Annotated in this window: 16 protein-coding genes; 8 read left to right on the top strand and 8 right to left on the bottom strand. The window is 60.9% G+C overall.

All coding sequences use genetic code 11. The features are described from left to right. Positions 1-481: 481 nt before the first annotated feature. Positions 482-1,204: a response regulator gene (locus tag ACOYXI_RS11910; RefSeq protein WP_098965100.1), complete on the top strand. Its 723-nt coding sequence runs from the start codon at positions 482-484 to the stop codon at positions 1,202-1,204. Next, positions 1,201-2,811, top strand: coding sequence for an ATP-binding protein (locus ACOYXI_RS11905; RefSeq protein WP_461674867.1), 1,611 nt, complete (start codon positions 1,201-1,203; stop codon positions 2,809-2,811). The genes ACOYXI_RS11910 and ACOYXI_RS11905 overlap by 4 nt, the downstream gene beginning before the upstream one ends. A 117-nt stretch (positions 2,812-2,928) precedes the next feature. Here ACOYXI_RS11905 and ACOYXI_RS11900 read toward each other — a convergent pair whose 3' ends face one another. Beyond that, the gene (locus tag ACOYXI_RS11900) at positions 2,929-3,654 is read right to left on the bottom strand and encodes a 4'-phosphopantetheinyl transferase family protein (protein WP_461674866.1); all 726 of its coding nucleotides are present in this window, start codon (positions 3,652-3,654) and stop codon (positions 2,929-2,931) included. Positions 3,655-3,845: 191 nt separating this feature from the next. Continuing rightward, positions 3,846-4,637 carry a dienelactone hydrolase family protein gene (locus tag ACOYXI_RS11895; RefSeq protein WP_225135987.1) on the bottom strand — a complete coding sequence of 264 codons (792 nt, stop codon included), beginning with the start codon at positions 4,635-4,637 and terminating at the stop codon, positions 3,846-3,848. Between the two features lie 221 nt (positions 4,638-4,858). On the opposite strand from ACOYXI_RS11895, the gene ACOYXI_RS11890 reads away from it, so the two are divergent. Continuing rightward, positions 4,859-5,536: a response regulator transcription factor gene (locus ACOYXI_RS11890; RefSeq protein ID WP_247840396.1), complete on the top strand. Its 678-nt coding sequence runs from the start codon at positions 4,859-4,861 to the stop codon at positions 5,534-5,536. Next, on the top strand, positions 5,533-6,879 hold the full coding sequence (locus ACOYXI_RS11885; RefSeq protein ID WP_223008287.1) for an ATP-binding protein: 1,347 nt from the start codon (positions 5,533-5,535) through the stop codon (positions 6,877-6,879). The genes ACOYXI_RS11890 and ACOYXI_RS11885 overlap by 4 nt, the downstream gene beginning before the upstream one ends. Before the next feature lie 205 nt (positions 6,880-7,084). Here the strand turns inward: ACOYXI_RS11885 and ACOYXI_RS11880 are convergent, their stop codons facing one another. Beyond that, a complete protein-coding gene (locus ACOYXI_RS11880) occupies positions 7,085-8,083 on the bottom strand; it encodes an AraC family transcriptional regulator (protein WP_461674865.1) in 999 nt (332 codons plus the stop codon). 350 nt (positions 8,084-8,433) lie between these two features. Between ACOYXI_RS11880 and ACOYXI_RS11875 the strand changes: the two genes are divergently transcribed. Both ACOYXI_RS11875 and ACOYXI_RS11870 read left to right on the top strand, forming a co-directional pair. Next, on the top strand, positions 8,434-9,768 hold the full coding sequence (locus tag ACOYXI_RS11875; RefSeq protein WP_027612291.1) for a dicarboxylate/amino acid:cation symporter: 1,335 nt from the start codon (positions 8,434-8,436) through the stop codon (positions 9,766-9,768). A 256-nt stretch (positions 9,769-10,024) separates the two neighbouring features. After that, positions 10,025-11,206: a CaiB/BaiF CoA transferase family protein gene (locus ACOYXI_RS11870; RefSeq protein ID WP_461674864.1), complete on the top strand. Its 1,182-nt coding sequence runs from the start codon at positions 10,025-10,027 to the stop codon at positions 11,204-11,206. 110 nt (positions 11,207-11,316) lie between these two features. Here the strand turns inward: ACOYXI_RS11870 and ACOYXI_RS11865 are convergent, their stop codons facing one another. After that, entirely contained in the window at positions 11,317-11,811 is a 495-nt protein-coding gene (locus ACOYXI_RS11865; RefSeq protein ID WP_003227192.1) for a SprT family zinc-dependent metalloprotease, read from the bottom strand. Between the two features lie 148 nt (positions 11,812-11,959). Further along, the gene (locus tag ACOYXI_RS11860) at positions 11,960-12,562 is read right to left on the bottom strand and encodes a Yip1 family protein (RefSeq protein WP_007917515.1); all 603 of its coding nucleotides are present in this window, start codon (positions 12,560-12,562) and stop codon (positions 11,960-11,962) included. Positions 12,563-13,006: 444 nt separating this feature from the next. Here ACOYXI_RS11860 and ttcA point away from each other — a divergent pair, with 444 nt between their 5' ends. Together ttcA and ACOYXI_RS11850 are read left to right on the top strand one after the other, a co-directional pair. Next, the gene (ttcA, locus tag ACOYXI_RS11855; RefSeq protein ID WP_041067551.1) at positions 13,007-13,831 is read left to right on the top strand and encodes a tRNA 2-thiocytidine(32) synthetase TtcA; all 825 of its coding nucleotides are present in this window, start codon (positions 13,007-13,009) and stop codon (positions 13,829-13,831) included. 132 nt (positions 13,832-13,963) lie between these two features. Next, positions 13,964-14,638, top strand: a complete 675-nt coding sequence (locus ACOYXI_RS11850) for a DNA-3-methyladenine glycosylase I (RefSeq protein WP_098965089.1) — start codon at positions 13,964-13,966, stop codon at positions 14,636-14,638. 113 nt (positions 14,639-14,751) lie between these two features. On the opposite strand, the gene ACOYXI_RS11845 is transcribed toward ACOYXI_RS11850, so the two are convergent. Genes ACOYXI_RS11845 through arsC form a run of 3 tightly spaced genes read right to left on the bottom strand, consistent with a single transcriptional unit; the run spans position 14,752 to position 16,126 of the window. After that, on the bottom strand, positions 14,752-15,177 hold the full coding sequence (locus ACOYXI_RS11845; protein ID WP_098965087.1) for a DUF2069 domain-containing protein: 426 nt from the start codon (positions 15,175-15,177) through the stop codon (positions 14,752-14,754). Between the two features lie 2 nt (positions 15,178-15,179). Beyond that, complete coding sequence (wrbA, locus tag ACOYXI_RS11840; protein ID WP_139054871.1) at positions 15,180-15,776, bottom strand: NAD(P)H:quinone oxidoreductase; 597 nt, start codon at positions 15,774-15,776, stop codon at positions 15,180-15,182. Next, entirely contained in the window at positions 15,773-16,126 is a 354-nt protein-coding gene (gene arsC, locus ACOYXI_RS11835; protein WP_098965083.1) for an arsenate reductase (glutaredoxin), read from the bottom strand. The genes wrbA and arsC overlap by 4 nt, the downstream gene beginning before the upstream one ends. Positions 16,127-16,130: the final 4 nt, after the last annotated feature.

Here is a 16,130-nt window from a genome sequence, read left to right as displayed (position 1 = left end):
ATGTAGGGTTTTTTTACGCACGGGCTACAAGATAATGCGTTTTGGGGGAGTATTGCAACGTATAGCCTGTGGATAAACCTGTGCGTAAATTGTGTGCGAAAGGGCTGATTCCCGTGTAGGCCGCGAACCTGCTGAGTTAGACCGTTTGTCACTGTTTTTCACTCGGGAAAAACGCTTCAGCGGATTTTTAAGGGCGCGAACCCTATCACAAAAAACCGGCGTATCCGAACGCATTTGCCGACTTGTGTTCTGGCTGTACGCCGTTTATACAATCGAGCGGTGTTTACCCATTCTTATCCTCCCGAAAGATGACAAAAAGACGGGAAAAATGTGGGAGCGGGCTTGCTCGTGAAAGCGGTGGGTCAGGCAATTTCCATGTTGACCATGCCGCCGTCTTCGCGAGCAAGCCCGCTCCCACAGGGGAATTGAGTCAGGCCGAGCATTCTTCCTTATTAATAAAAACAGCAAGCAGAGGTCACCGGTGGAGCAAGAAGCCTGGCAGGTATTGATAGTCGAGGACGACCAGCGTCTGGCCGAACTCACCCGCGAATACCTGCAAGCCAATGGATTGCGCGTGGAGATCGAAGGCAACGGCGCGCTGGCGGCGGCGCGGATCATCAAGGAGCAGCCGGACCTGGTGATCCTCGACCTGATGCTGCCCGGTGAAGACGGCCTGAGCATTTGCCGCAAGGTGCGCGATCGTTACGACGGGCCGATCCTGATGCTCACCGCGCGCACCGACGATGCTGACCAGATTCAGGGTCTCGACCTCGGCGCTGACGATTACGTGTGCAAACCGGTGCGTCCACGGCTGTTGCTCGCGCGCATTCAGGCCTTGCTGCGACGCAGTGACAGCGCCGAACCGATCGCGGAAAAAAGCCGTCGCCTGCAATTCGGCCCGCTGGTGGTGGACAACGCCTTGCGCGAAGCCTGGCTCAGCGACAGCGGCATCGAACTGACCAGTGCCGAATTCGACCTGCTCTGGCTGTTGGTGTCGAACGCCGGGCGAATCCTCTCTCGCGAAGAAATCTTCACTGCGTTGCGCGGCATCGGCTATGACGGTCAGGACCGCTCGATCGATGTGCGCATCTCGCGCATTCGCCCGAAGATTGGCGATGACCCCGACCATCCGCGCCTGATCAAGACCATCCGTAGCAAAGGCTACCTGTTCGTCCCTGAAGCCTGTGTGGATCTGGCGCTGTGAACTCGATCTTCCTGCGCATCTATGGCGGCATGTGCGCGGCGCTGATTCTGGTGGCGGTGCTTGGTGTGCTGGCGCTGCACCTGCTCAATCAGGTGCGCAGCGAGCAATACCGCGAGCGCCTGGCCCACGGCACGTTCTCGCTGATGGCCGACAACCTGCAACCGATGAACGAAACCGAGCGCCACCGGGCGTTGTTGGTCTGGGAGCGTCTGCTGGGGATTCCGCTGGCGCTGAAGAAGTTTTCCGAGACCGATCTGGATCTCTCTCAGCGCGCCCGGGTGCAGCGCGGTCAGGCCTTGGTAGAGCAGACCGGCCCGCATGCGGCGCGGGTCTATCGACTGGTCAGCGACAAGGAACAGCTGCTGCTGACCGGTGACGTACAACAGATCAGCGAGCAATTGGCCCGCGCGACTATTTATCTGTTGGCCGATGAACTGGTACGGGTGCCGGTCGGCGAACAGCCCAAAAGACTGGCGCAGTTAAAGGAAGAGAAAGGCTTCGGTTTTGATCTGCGACTGGTCACGGTCAACGAGGCCGACATGGACGAAGACCAGAGCCGCCGAGTGTCCGAGGGCGATACGGTGATGGCGCTGGGCAAGGGCGGGGATTCGATCAGGGTGTTTGCCGGCATGGTCGGTACGCCGTGGGTGCTGGAGATCGGCCCGCTGTATCAGATGAATCCGTATCCGCCGCAATGGCTGGTGTTGATCGCTGCCCTGGGCCTGACCTTGATCGGTCTGATCGTGTATCTGCTGGTGCGTCAGCTCGAACGACGTCTGCGGGGACTCGAAGCGGCAGCCACACGCATCGCCAAGGGCAGCCTGGAAACCCGCGTGCCGGCCCGCGGAGCTGACTCGGTCGGGCGACTGGCAGCAGCGTTCAACGGCATGGCCGAGCACTTGCAGCAGTTGCTGGCGATCCAGCGCGAGTTGGTGCGTGCGGTATCCCACGAACTACGCACGCCAGTGGCGCGCCTGCGTTTCGGGCTGGAGATGATCGGCTCGGCCACCACCCCGCAGGCGCTGGAAAAGTACCGCGAGGGCATGGATCACGACATCGAGGACCTCGATAAGCTGGTCGACGAAATGCTCACTTACGCGCGGCTGGAACAGGGTTCGCCAGCGCTGACCTTTCAACGCATCGACCTCGATGCGCTGGTCAATCAGGTGATCGCAGAACTGGCGCCGTTGCGTGCCGAGGTCACGGTGCAGCGCGGGTTGTGCCTGTCAGCGGCGGACAACGATGGCGCCTGGGTCGAAGCCGAGCCGCGCTTCCTGCACCGCGCGTTGCAGAATCTGGTGAGCAACGCGATGCGCCATGCGCGCTCGAATGTCACGGTGAGTTATCAGGTCGGGCAGTTGCGCTGCCGGGTCGATGTCGAGGATGACGGGCCGGGTGTGCCGGAGTCGGCGTGGGAACGGATCTTCACGCCGTTCCTGCGTCTGGATGATAGCCGCACCCGGGCCTCTGGTGGGCACGGGCTGGGGCTGTCGATTGTGCGGCGGATCATTCACTGGCATGACGGTCGGGCGCTGATCAACAAGAGCAAGAGTCTGGGTGGGGCTTGTTTCAGTCTGAGTTGGCCGAGGAGTCAGGAGCGCCGTTGAGTTTTGTGTCAGCAGAAATGACGCCTTCGCGAGCAAGCCCGCTCCCACAGGGGAATGCATTTCAAGGGTGGGAGCGGGCTTGCTCGCGAAGGCGGTGCAACAGTCGCCGAAAAATCCTCAGGCCGGAATGCTGACCAGACTCAACAACTGCCCATCCTGCACCCCAAATTGCGCTTCCAGCTCGGTGCCATGACGCCATTCGCCAGACAAGTCAGTCAGCAGACGCAACCGGACCTGACCCTGCTCCGTCCACTCCAGCACCTCGGCGTGCTCGAAGTAGAAACGCTTCTGCACAATCGGGTACAGCGCCTTGAACAGGCTCTCTTTCACCGAAAACGTCAGGGTCACCAGTAACGCCAGTTGTTCCCGCGCACCGGCGCTCATGCGCAGCAGTTCCGCAGGCGTCAGAATCTCCCCGGCCAGGCGTTCGGCGCGCTCGGTCTCGAGCAGGTTTTCCAGATCCATGCCCAAGCCGCGCCAGTGTTGCTTGTTGGCGACAATCGCCGCCGCGTGTCCGGTGCTGTGAGTGATCGAGCCGCAGATGTGCGCCGGCCACACCGGTGCGCGGTCTTCGCCAATCGCCGGAATCACGCTTGAGCCTTCCAGTTGCTGCAGCGCAGCCCGGGCGCAGATTCGCCCGGCAAGAAACTCGGCCTGCCGTTTGGCCACCGAGCGCTGAATGCTCGGCGGCGGCTCGATGGCGCTGCGCTGGAAGTCATCGCCCAGCAGTTGCTTCGGGTCGAAACGGGTACTGAGCAGCACGGTCTCGGGCAGCACGCTGGGCAACGGCCAGTGAGCGTCGAGCGCGGTGCAGCAGGTGGGGAGGATCGGGCTGGAATTCATGGCGGGCATTTTGCCGGTTGAAGCCACGACTGGGTAGAGGCTGCACACTTTTGTGGCGAGGGAGCTTGCTCCCGCTGGGGGCAAAGCCCCCCAAATCTGTGGACGAGGTCTGTCAGGTAAACCGCGTCGGCATGTTTTTGCGACGGCTTCGCCGCCGAGCGGGAGCAAGCTTCCTCGCCACAGGGGCAATGTCAGCCAAAGATTTTCTGGAAGAACGCCTTCATGTCCGCCCAGGATTTTTCATCGGCCGCCTTGTTGTAACCGATATCCGGGCCACCATGATCGCCGTGGCTCAAGCGATCGGCATCCGGATTGGTGAAGCCATGCTTGGCGCCGTCGAGGCTGACGAATGTGTAGTCGGCGCCGGCCTTGTCCATCTCGGATTTGAACGCGGTGACGTTGTCTGGAGTGACCATGCTGTCCAGCGCACCGTGCTCGACCAGAACCTTTGCCTTCACACTGCCGGGCGTCGCCGGGGTGGTGGTCGCCAGCGCACCGTGGAAACTCACCACGCCCGCCAGCGGCTCGCCCTGACGCGCGGCGTTGAGCACCACGCCACCGCCGAAGCAGTAACCGATGGCGGCGATTTTATTGACGTCGGTCTGCGGCTGCTTTTTCAGCAGGTTCAACCCGGCCTCGAAACGTTTGCTGGAGGCCGCGGCATCCTGGGTCGCGGCTTGCATGAACGCCATCGCATCTTTCGGGTGCTCAGTGTTCTTGCCTTCGCCGTACATGTCGATCGCCAGCGCGCTGTAGCCCAGTTCGGCGAGGTCGCGGGCGCGACGTTTAGCGTAATCGTTAAGGCCCCACCATTCATGCACCACGACGACTCCAGGGCGTTTGCCCTTGATCGCGTCGTCGTAGGCGTAGTAGCCGATCAGTTTGGTGCCGTCGGCACTCTGGTAGGGAATCTCTTGAGTCTTGATCGCGGCGTTGGCCAGACTGCTGGCAGCGAGCAGGGCGAGGGCGAGGAACAGGCGCATGGTCGGTCTCCTTATCGAAAGTGGTCAGGACAGCCTAGTCGATTTGATTCAGTGCAGGTTCACCGAGTGTTCAGGGCAGGTACAGGGGCGGCTTGCTAACCTTGCAGCCTATCGAACAGCAATGAGAAAGTTGTCGCCTGTGCCGTCGCCTTCGCGAGCAGACTCGCCCTCACAAGTATGCTGTTGACGTTGGAGCTTTTTGATTTGCCCGGGAGAGCGTTATGAAACTGTTGGTCGTCGAAGATGAAGCGCTGTTGCGCCATCACCTGCAAACCCGCCTCACGGAGAGCGGTCACGTGGTCGAGTCCGTGGCCAATGCCGAAGAGGCGCTGTACCAGACCGGGCAGTTCAACTTCGATCTGGCGGTGATTGACCTCGGTCTGCCGGGCATGGGCGGTCTGGACCTGATCCGCCAGTTGCGTTCCAGCGGCAAGACGTTTCCGATCCTGATCCTCACCGCGCGCGGCAACTGGCAAGACAAGGTCGAAGGCCTCGCTGCCGGTGCCGACGACTACGTGGTCAAGCCGTTCCAGTTCGAAGAACTCGAGGCGCGACTCAACGCCTTGCTGCGTCGCTCCAGCGGCTTCACCCAGTCCACCATCGTCGCCGGACCGCTGTTGCTGGACCTCAATCGCAAGCAGGCATCGCTGGATGAAGAGCCGCTGGCGCTGACTGCCTACGAATACCGCATCCTCGAATACCTGATGCGCCACCACCAGCAAGTGGTGCCCAAGGATCGCCTGATGGAGCAACTCTATCCGGATGACGACGAGCGCGATCCGAACGTGATCGAAGTGCTGGTCGGCCGCCTGCGTCGCAAGCTTGAAAGTCCGGGCGGGTTCAAACCGATCGAAACCGTGCGCGGTCTCGGCTACCTGTTCAATGAGCGCTGCACTTGATTCGTTCTCTTCGCGTTCGTTTGATGCTCGCCGCCACCACGTTGGCGGTGTTGTTCATGCTCGGCTTGCTGCCGGCCATGCAGGGCGCGTTCAGCTTGGCATTGCAGGACTCGATCGAGCAGCGCCTGGCCTCGGATGTGACCACGCTGATTTCGGCGGCACGTATCGAGAACGGTCGCCTGCAGATGCCTGCGCAGTTGCCTGACGAGCGATTCAACCTTACTGACGGGCGTCTGCTGGGCTACATCTATGATCGCGAGGGGCATCTGGTCTGGCGCTCCAAGGGCACAGAAGAAGGGCAGATCAACTACAAGCCGCGTTACGACGGCATGGGCAATGAGTTCGCGCGGATTCGCCAGGCCAGCGGTCAGGAATTTTTTGTCTACGACGTCGAAGTCAAGTTGCTCGGGGGCAAGAGTGCGGCATTCAGCTTTGTGACCCTGCAACCGGTGCACGAGTACGAATCGACGCTCGAAGGCCTGCGCGACAACCTTTATCTGGGCTTTGGTGCTGCACTGTTTGTCTTGCTTGCGCTGTTGTGGATTGGCCTGACCTGGAGTTTGAAAGCCTTGCGCCGGTTGAGTCAGGAGCTCGACGAAATCGAAAGCGGCACTCGCGAAAGCCTCAGCGAACAACACCCGCGCGAACTGCTGCGCCTGACCGGCTCGCTCAACCGTCTGCTGCACAGTGAGCGCCAGCAGCGCAGCCGCTACCGTGACTCCCTCGATGATCTGGCGCACAGCCTGAAAACCCCGTTGGCGGTACTGCAAGGCGTCAGTGAAGACATGGCCCAACGCCCGGAAGATCGCGATCAAGCCTGGGTGCTGCAAACCCAGATCGAGCGCATGAGTCAGCAGATCAGCTATCAACTGCAGCGCGCCAGCCTGCGCAAAAGCGGCCTGGTGCGCCACCAGGTGCGGCTGCAACCGGTGCTCAAAAGCCTGTGCGACACGCTGGACAAGGTCTACCGCGACAAACACGTGCGGGTAGCCTTCGATCTGCCGGAGCATTGCTACGTGCCGATCGAGCAGGGTGCATTGCTGGAAATGATGGGCAACCTGCTGGAGAACGCCTATCGCCTGTGCCTGGGCGAAGTGCGCATCAGTGTGCGTGAGAGCCTGGCCGGTATCGAATTGTGTATCGAAGACGACGGCCCCGGTGTGCCGCCGAATCAGCGCGCGCGGATCCTCGAGCGCGGCGAACGTCTGGATCGTCAGCACCCGGGGCAGGGCATCGGCCTGGCGGTGGTCAAGGACATCATCGAAAGCTACAACGCCAAGCTGATGCTCGGGGATTCGCCGATGGGCGGGGCGGCGTTCAGGATTCAGTTTCCTGCGGTTTAATTGGAAGTTGCCCTCACCCTAGCCCTCTCCCAGAGGTAGAGGGAACTGACCTAAGTGTCTCCAGAAAATGATCGACCTGAGTGATTTGCCTCGAATATGGATTCAGCAGAGAGCTTTCAGGTCGGCGTATTTATCGAGCTTCCCCCATCCAGTCCCCTCTCCCTCCGGGAGAGGGTTAGGGTGAGGGGCTTTTGACGTCAAAGCCTCACTGCTCTTGCGCCCGATACGCCCCCGGCGTCAGCCCGGTCCATTTCTTGAACGCCCGGTGAAACGCCGAGGGCTCGGAAAACCCCAACTGCTCGGCAATCTGTTGCAACGACAGATCCGCCCGCCCCAGATGATAGATCGCGATGTCGCGGCGCAACTGATCCTTCAATTCCTGAAAACTGCTGCCTTCCTCACGCAAATGCCGACGCAGGGTTTGCGGGCTGATGTGCAGCTGCGCGGCCACCGCTTCGAGGTCCGGCCACTGCGCACTGTCGCGGCTGAGCAAGCGGCGCAGGCGACTGCTGAGGCTGTCGCCGTCGTCCGGGCGCGATAGCAGGTCGGCGGGTGAGCGTTCGAGAAAGTGCTTGAGGGTGCGTTCGTCCTGCAACAGCGGCATCGACAGATAGCGACTGTGGAACAACAGGCTGCTTTGCTGGGCGCAAAACACCAGAGGGCAAGGGAACAGCAGGTCGTACTCGGCACCGTGCGCCGGTTTCGGATAACTGAAGGTGGCCTGCTCCAGACGAATCCGCTGGCCGATCAGCCAACTGCCGAGGCGATGCCAGATCACCAGCAGGCTCTCGCTGAGAAAGTGATCCGGGTCCCATAACTGCGAGTCATCAAGGCTCAGGCGCACCCATTCGTCTTCGTGGCTCAGGCTCAGACGCGGAGCCTCGGGGAATAGGCTATAAAACAATAAACCGCGTTGCAGTGCCTTCTCCAGATTGCGGCAGTGGATCAGCGCGTGGCACATCATCGCGAAGCTGCCGGGCTTGCTCGGCGCGTTGCCAAAACCCAGGTATTCGTCATCCAGCGCCAGCCACAGACTCTGGATCAACTGGGTGAATTGCTCCGGGGCAATCCTCGCCCGTGGTTCATCGAGCAACTCGGGGCTGATCCCCAGTTGCTGCAGCAGCGGCGAATAGTCGAAGCCCGAACGGCGTGCGCCACCGAGGGCGGCACGGGCGAAATGACTGGCGATGGTACGTTCGCGCATAAGCGGCAGATCCTTCCTCAGGCGCTGGATGGTAGCCGGGGCATGCGCAGGGCAACAAGGCGGATTTCCGCCAAATTGTAGGACGAGAGCCGCTGACTTGGCGGAAATCCGCCACACTGGCGTCACTGGGCAGTGACAAAAATTAGCCTGCATCCCCTGATATCAAAAGGCTTGCAGCGAATTGCACCAAAGTGGCACGGCGTTTGCGATAAGAGCGACAGAAGTGTGCGTCTATCCCGCGGGAAAAACGCCGCTCGAACAACAAATCCCTCCAGTGCAGGAGGGTTCGCAATTCAGGTTCTGCGCCCAACAGATGGATGTTGCCCGCGGGACGCTTGAGGACACTTGCAATGACGACTCGTCAGCCACTGTACAAATCCCTGTATTTCCAGGTGATCGTCGCGATCATCATCGGTATTGCCCTTGGTCACTACTACCCGCAGTTCGGTGTGGCGGTAAAGCCACTGGGTGACGGGTTCATCAAGCTGATCAAAATGATCATCGCCCCGATCATCTTCTGCACCGTGGTCAGCGGCATCGCTGGCATGCAAAGCATGAAGTCGGTCGGCAAGACCGGCGGTTATGCACTCCTGTACTTCGAAATCGTTTCGACCATCGCCCTGCTGGTCGGCCTGATCGTGGTCAACATCGTGCAGCCGGGCAACGGCATGCACATCGACGTCAGCACCCTCGACGCCTCGAAAGTCGCGACCTACGTGCAGCAAGGTGCAGACCAGAGCGTTGTCGGCTTCCTGCTCAACGTGATCCCGACCACCATCGTCGGCGCGTTCGCCACCGGTGACATCCTGCAAGTGCTGATGTTCTCGGTGATCTTCGGTTTCGCCCTGCATCGCCTGGGTGACTATGGCCGTCCGATCCTCGATTTCATCGATCGCTTCGCCCACGTGATGTTCAACATCATCAACATGATCATGAAGCTCGCGCCCATCGGTGCCTTCGGCGCGATGGCGTTCACCATCGGTGCTTACGGTGTCGGTTCGCTGGTGCAGTTGGGTCAACTGATGGCCTGCTTCTACATCACCTGCCTGGCCTTCATCCTGATCGTGCTGGGTGCCATCGCCCGCATGCACGGCTTCAGCGTGCTGAAGATGATCCGCTACATCCGTGAAGAGCTGCTGATCGTACTGGGTACCTCGTCTTCGGAATCGGTACTGCCACGCATGCTGATCAAGATGGAGCGTCTGGGCGCGAAGAAATCCGTCGTGGGTCTGGTGATCCCGACCGGTTACTCGTTCAACCTCGACGGTACTGCGATCTACCTGACCATGGCTGCAGTGTTCATTGCTCAGGCCACCGACACGCACATGGACATCACCCATCAGATCACCCTGCTGGTGGTGTTGCTGCTGTCCTCCAAAGGCGCCGCCGGTGTGACCGGTTCGGGCTTCATCGTGCTGGCCGCCACCCTGTCGGCGGTTGGTCACCTGCCGGTGGCCGGCCTGGCGCTGATCCTCGGTATCGACCGCTTCATGTCCGAAGCCCGCGCCCTGACCAACCTGGTCGGCAACGCCGTGGCGACCATCGTGGTTGCCAAGTGGGTGAAAGAGCTGGACACCGACGTGCTGCAATCCGAGCTGGCTTCGGGTGGTCGCGGTATCGCCGATACCCGTCCGGAAGATGACCTGGGTGTGGCTGAAGGTGCTACTCCGAGCAACGTCAAGTAATCTGAATTGGCTCCAGTGTAATGCTGGAGTCTGAAAGCCCTTGTGGTGAGGGGATTCATCCCCGATGGGTCGCGAAGCGGCCCCTTCTTAGATAGAAGGGGACTGCTGAGCAGTCCATCGGGGATGAATCCCCTCGCTACAGGGGTTTTTTATTGCCTGCGATTTGAGCATTACGGTCACTGCCGCTGATGCATCCGGTGATTGCCGTGGGCGGCAGCGCTGCCTAGGCTGGGTGCATCACCCAAGGAGATCGCCCATGTCCGCGCCGCTGGCCTCACTGAAGATTCTGGATTTCTCGACCCTGCTGCCAGGGCCGTTCGCCTCGCTGTTGCTGGCGGACTTGGGCGCCGAAGTGCTGCGCATCGAATCGCCAACGCGCACGGATCTGCTGCGGGTGTTGCCGCCGCATGATCAAGGTGTGTCAGCCAGCCACGCTTACCTCAATCGCAACAAGCGCAGTCTGGCGCTGGATCTCAAACAGCCTGAGGCGCTGGAGGTGGTCAGGCAGTTGCTGGCCGACTACGACATCGTCCTCGAGCAGTTCCGCCCCGGTGTAATGGAGCGTCTGGGTCTGGGTTATGAGGCGCTGAAGGCGATCAACCCGAAGCTGATTTACGTGTCGATCACCGGCTACGGCCAGACCGGGCCGTACAAGGATCGCGCTGGACATGACATCAACTACCTCGCCCTGGCCGGTCTGTCCAGTTATACCGGCCGCGCCGACAGCGGGCCGTTGCCGCTGGGCATGCAGGTGGCGGATGTCGCGGGCGGATCGTTGCACGGGGTGATCGGCCTGCTGGCGGCGGTCATCGCCCGGCAGCAGACCGGGCAGGGCACGCATCTGGACGTGAGCATGACCGATTGCGCCTTCAGCCTGAACGCCATGGCCGGTGCCGGCTATCTGGCCTGTGGCGACGAACCGCATTGGGAAGAGCAGATGCTCAATGGCGGCAGCTTCTATGACTACTACCGTTCGCGCGACGGGCGCTGGCTGTCGGTGGGCAGTCTTGAACCGGGGTTCATGCAGCAACTGTGTACGGCGTTGGGCCGGCCGGAGCTGGCGGCGCAGGGCTTGTCGCCGAAACCCGAGCAGCAACGGTTATTGAAGGATGCGTTGAAAGTCGAATTCGAGAAGCACGACTTTGCCGAGCTGCGCGCGTTGTTTGCCGAGGTCGATGCCTGTGTCGAACCGGTCTTGAACCTGAGCGAGGCGGTGCAGCATCCGCAGTTGCAGGCGCGTGAACTGGTGACCCAGGTGCCGCGTGGCGATGGCGCGACCCAGGCGCAGATCGCCTGTCCGCTGAAGTTCTCCGAAGCGCTGCCGGCGCCGCGGCATGTTGGCGCGGGGTTGGGACAGCATACTGAGCAGGTGTTGGGGGAGTTGGGGTTTGATGCTGAGCAGATTGCCGAGTTGCGGCGTGCCAAGGTGATTCTCTAGCGTCTGTGCCGGCCCTTTCGCGAGCAAGCCCGCTCCCACAGGGGAATGCATTTCAAAATGTGGGAGCGGGCTTGCTCGCGAAGGCGTCGGCGGCGACAACACCAAACCGGCTATTCCACCCGCATCTCACCACTGAACACCAAAGTGTTGCGGCATCTACGGCATAAATACCGTCGCCCCTGCCGTACCAGGCTATGACGCTGCGCCGAAAACGGGAAATCACTGTCGGCGCACGGGCATTTGTAGATGTAGCGGGTCACGCTGCGGCGTTTGATTGCGTAGGTGTGGCAGCGATCCGGCGGCAGCTCGTAAACCCCGCGCATGATCAGTTGCCACTCCTCGCCGTGCGGCTGGATGCGGTCGCCGAACAGTTGATGGGCGATCAGGTGCGCGACTTCGTGGGCCACGGTCTGCTTGAGGAAGTGTTCGGTGTTTTCCCGGTACAGCTGCGGGTTGAAGCGCAGCAGGTTCTCGTGCAGATGCGCGACACCGGCTTTTTGCCCGCGCAGCTTGAGGCTGACGACCGGGCGTTGGAAATGACGTTTGAAAAAGGCTTCAGCGAGTTGGTAACAGTCTTCGACGCGGGTATTGAGTTGCTCGGGCATGCTTGATGGATCTCCAGAGGCGTCGAGTATGCCGCAACGTTCCTGACTTGCGAATCGCTGACCTGCCGAATGGTCATCCGCCAAACGAGAAGGCCGCCTTGCGGCGGCCTGTATTGGCAGATCTTGTTTTTCTCTGGGGTGAAGCTTGTCAGTTGGTATACACCGGCCCCACGCCGAGGCCCCAGACAATCACGGTGAACGCCATGATGGCCACCAGCACCACCAGACCCACCGCCAGCACTGAGCTGGAAAACAGGAAGCCTTCGTCCGACGGAATGTTCATGAACGTTGGCAGCCCCACGTACAGCAGATACACCGTGTAGCAGATGGCCGCCGTGCCGACGATCATTCCCAGCCACATGTGTGGATACAGCGCCGCCAGCCCGCCGACGAACAACGGTGTCGCGGTGTAGGTGGCGAATGCCACGCAACGGGCCAGACTCGGGTTGGCGTCATAGGTGCGGGCCATCCAGTGCACGAACGCGCCCATCACCGCGACGCCGCCGAGCATCGCCAGGTACGACATCACGGTCATCCAGATCGCACTTTCCACGGTGAGCATCACCGGTGCGCGGTTGCCGATCACCCAGCCGACCTGAGTGGTGCCGATAAACGCCGAAACCGCCGGAATCGCCGCCAGGATCAGCGTGTGCGTCAGGTACATGTGGCTGATGCTTTCCTCTTGGTCGCCACGGATTTCCTTCCATTCCTGATCGGGGTGGGTAAAAAGTCCCACTACGTGATGGATCATGCCAGTCACTCCTCTTGTTATTGCCATCGCCCCCCAGCGGAGCGCCTACGGGCCAAAGGTGGCCGAGCAAATTCAGGTCTTCAGATGTGTGCGACCTTATGTCGCAGTATAGAAAGGACTTAACCGCACAGGGACTAGGGGCTTAGAGCAAATCGCGCTGTAAACCGGCGGGGTAATCGCGGCAGGGTCTTGCACATTTGAGGCCGGATCGACTCTGTGGCGAGGGAGCTTGCTCCCGCTCGGCTGCGCAGCAGTCGCCAATCCTTGCGGTTCGGTGAGTCAGGAAAATAACGGCTGCAGGTTTGGGGGCGCTTCGCACCCCAGCGGGAGCAAGCTCCCTCGCCACAGGGGATCGGTTGAAAGTGACAGACCCACGGCCCTTCGCGCTCCCCGGGTTTTTGCGTAAAATGCCCGCCTTTCGTCACACCTCACGGATTTCGCGTCATGGGCACTCTTACGGTCAACCAGAACAAACTGCAAAAGCGCCTGCGCCGCCTGGCCGGCGAAGCGGTCGCCGATTTCAACATGATCGAAGACGGCGACAAGGTCATGGTCTGCCTGTCCGGGGGCAAGGACAGCTACACCATGCTCGACGTGCTGCTGCACCTGCAGAAGGTTGCACCGATCAAGTTCGAGATCGTCGCAGTGAACATGGACCAGAAGCAGCCGGGTTTCCCCGAGCACGTACTGCCGGCCTACCTGAAAGAGCTGGGCGTCGAGTACCACATCGTCGAGAAGGACACCTACTCGGTGGTCAAGGAACTGATCCCGGAAGGCAAGACCACTTGCTCGCTGTGCTCGCGCCTGCGTCGCGGCACGCTGTACACCTTTGCTGACGAAATCGGCGCGACCAAAATGGCCCTCGGTCACCACCGCGATGACATCGTCGAGACGTTCTTCCTCAACATGTTCTTCAACGGCACCCTCAAGGCGATGCCGCCCAAGCTGCGCGCCGACGACGGGCGCAACGTGGTGATCCGTCCGCTGGCCTACTGCAACGAGAAAGACATCCAGGCCTACTCGGACTTCAAGGAATTCCCGATCATCCCGTGCAACCTCTGCGGTTCGCAGGAAAACCTGCAGCGTCAGGTGGTCAAGGAAATGCTTCAGGACTGGGAGCGCAAGACTCCGGGCCGAACTGAAAGCATCTTCCGCAGTCTGCAGAACGTGGTGCCGTCGCAACTGGCCGACCGCAACCTGTTCGACTTCACCAGCCTGAAGATCGACGAGACCGCGGCTTCGCGCTTCGTCAACGTGGTCAATCTGTAAACACTGTCCCTGTGGGAGCGGGCTTGCTCGCGAAGGCGGTGTATCAGTCGCTATATGCGCCGACTGACACTCAGTCTTCGCGAGCAAGCCCGCTCCCACATTGGTTTTTTGTTTCATTCAATAGGAGAGGGCATGCGCGATTACAAGTGGCTGCACGAATACTGTCTGAACCGCTTCGGTTCGGCGGCTGAACTGGAAGCCCATCTGCCCGTTCCCAAGACTCCCGCGCAATTGCGCAAGATCAGCGACGATCGTTACCTCTCGACCATGGCCCTGCGCGTGTTTCGCGCTGGTCTGAAGCACAGCCTGGTGGACGCCAAGTGGCCGGCCTTCGAAGAAGTGTTCTTCAGGTTCGACCCGGAAAAAGTCGTGCTGATGAGCGCCGAACACCTCGAACGCCTGATGCAGGACGCGCGAATCATTCGCCACCTGGGCAAGCTCAAGAGCGTGCCGCGCAATGCCCAGTTCATCCTCGATGTGGAAAAGGACAAGGGCAGTTTCGGCGCGCTGATCGCCGACTGGCCGGTGACCGATATCGTCGGTCTGTGGACCTACCTGAAAAAGCACGGGAGTCAGTTGGGCGGGCTGTCGGCGCCGCGCTTCCTGCGCATGGTCGGCAAGGACACGTTCGTGCCGAGCTACGACGTGGTCGCGGCGCTGAATGCACAGAAGATCGTCGACAAGGCGCCGACCAGTCTGCGCGATCTGGCGATTGTGCAGAACGCGTTCAATCAGTGGCATGAACAGAGTGGCGGGCGGCCGATGAGCCAGATTTCGATGATGCTGGCGTACACCGTCAACCATTAAGACCGCATCGCCCCATTCGCGAGCAAGCCCGCTCCCACAGGATTCTTGTTGAAACACAATATTGTGATCGACACAAAAACTGTGGGAGCGAGCTTGCTCGCGAAGGCGTCAGCTCAGGCGGCGGAAATCTCGCCCTCGCCAGCCAGCTTGCGATTCAACTGATACCGCCACCGCACATACAGCAGCGCCGAGCAGAACAGCGCCAGGCTCGCGGCCATCTCCAGCACGCCAAACAGTTGCCGGTTCGGGTCATACGCTGCCAGTGCGCCCTTGATGAAATACAGATTCACCACAAAGCACATCCACGAGTGCGCACGCGCGTTGCCCATCAGCATCCCCGGCGCAAGGATCAGCCACGGGATCAGCTCGACCAGCAGGATCACCCACGGTCGGGCGCCGTGCAGGTCGGCGAACACCAGGTAGTAAGCGGCAAGCAGCCCGGCGAGGCCGAAGAAGCACAACAGGCTGACGATCCGCATCGCCTTGACGCGGGGTTCGAGCCACTCGACGGAGGGCAGGACTTTCGGCTTCTTCGCCACCCTTAGCCCTCCAGTTTTTGCGCGGTCTTGGCCAGGCGTGCGCCGAGTGCGCGACACAGCGCCATCTCGTGCTGATCGAGACCTTTTTTGCCATCGGCCCCGGCGTGATGACTGGCGCCATACGGCGTACCGCCGCCCTGGGTTTCCAGCAGCGCCGACTCGCTATACGGCAGGCCGGTGATCAGCATGCCGTGGTGCAACAGCGGCAGCATCATCGACAGCAGGGTGGTTTCCTGGCCGCCGTGCAGGCTGGCGGTGGAGGTGAAGACGCCGGCCGGTTTACCGACCAGAGCGCCGGTCAGCCACAGGTTGCTGGTGCCGTCGAGGAAGTACTTGAGCGGCGCGGCCATGTTGCCGAAACGCGTCGGGCTGCCAAGGGCGAGGCCGGCGCAGTTCTTCAGGTCATCGAGGGTGGCGTAGAGCGCACCGTCTTCCGGTATGTCCGGGGCGACCGCCTCACACTCGCTGGAAATCGCCGGTACGGTACGCAGGCGCGCTTCAAGGCCAGCCTGTTCGACGCCGCGGGCAATCTGCCGGGCCATTTCATTGGTCGAACCGTTGCGGCTGTAATACAGAACCAGAATGTACGGCGTGCTCACGGCAGCAACTCCAGAATCTGCTCCGGTGGACGGCCGATCACGGCCTTGTTGCCGACTTCCAGAATCGGTCGTTCCATCAGTTTCGGGTGTTCGGCGATGGCGGCAATCAATTGCGCTTCGCTGAGGCTCGTGTCGGCCAGCTGAAGCATTTTGTATTCATCTTCTCCCGTGCGCAGCAGTTGCCGTGCGCTGATGCCGAGCTTGCCGAGCAGTGCCTTGATTTGCACCGCATTCAGCGGGGTTTCGAGGTAACGCACCACGTTCGGGGTCAGGCCACGGGCCTCGAGAAGTTCCAGCGCGCCTCGGGATTTCGAGCAGCGCGGATTGTGATAAAGCGTCAGATCGGTCATGGCG

It is taken from the genome of Pseudomonas sp. G3-19 (genome assembly GCF_054855875.1).
This window is presented reverse-complemented; position numbering and strand designations above follow the sequence as displayed.

Coding starts and splice junctions, on each gene's coding strand:
- ACOYXI_RS11900 (WP_461674866.1), bottom strand. CDS start 3,654: ATGAATTCCAGCCCGATCCTCCCCACCTGCTGCACCGCGCTCGACGCT.
- ACOYXI_RS11895 (WP_225135987.1), bottom strand. CDS start 4,637: ATGCGCCTGTTCCTCGCCCTCGCCCTGCTCGCTGCCAGCAGTCTGGCC.
- ACOYXI_RS11890 (WP_247840396.1), top strand. CDS start 4,859: ATGAAACTGTTGGTCGTCGAAGATGAAGCGCTGTTGCGCCATCACCTG.
- ACOYXI_RS11880 (WP_461674865.1), bottom strand. CDS start 8,083: ATGCGCGAACGTACCATCGCCAGTCATTTCGCCCGTGCCGCCCTCGGT.
- ACOYXI_RS11875 (WP_027612291.1), top strand. CDS start 8,434: ATGACGACTCGTCAGCCACTGTACAAATCCCTGTATTTCCAGGTGATC.
- ACOYXI_RS11870 (WP_461674864.1), top strand. CDS start 10,025: ATGTCCGCGCCGCTGGCCTCACTGAAGATTCTGGATTTCTCGACCCTG.
- ACOYXI_RS11865 (WP_003227192.1), bottom strand. CDS start 11,811: ATGCCCGAGCAACTCAATACCCGCGTCGAAGACTGTTACCAACTCGCT.
- ACOYXI_RS11860 (WP_007917515.1), bottom strand. CDS start 12,562: ATGATCCATCACGTAGTGGGACTTTTTACCCACCCCGATCAGGAATGG.
- ttcA (WP_041067551.1), top strand. CDS start 13,007: ATGGGCACTCTTACGGTCAACCAGAACAAACTGCAAAAGCGCCTGCGC.
- ACOYXI_RS11850 (WP_098965089.1), top strand. CDS start 13,964: ATGCGCGATTACAAGTGGCTGCACGAATACTGTCTGAACCGCTTCGGT.
- arsC (WP_098965083.1), bottom strand. CDS start 16,126: ATGACCGATCTGACGCTTTATCACAATCCGCGCTGCTCGAAATCCCGA.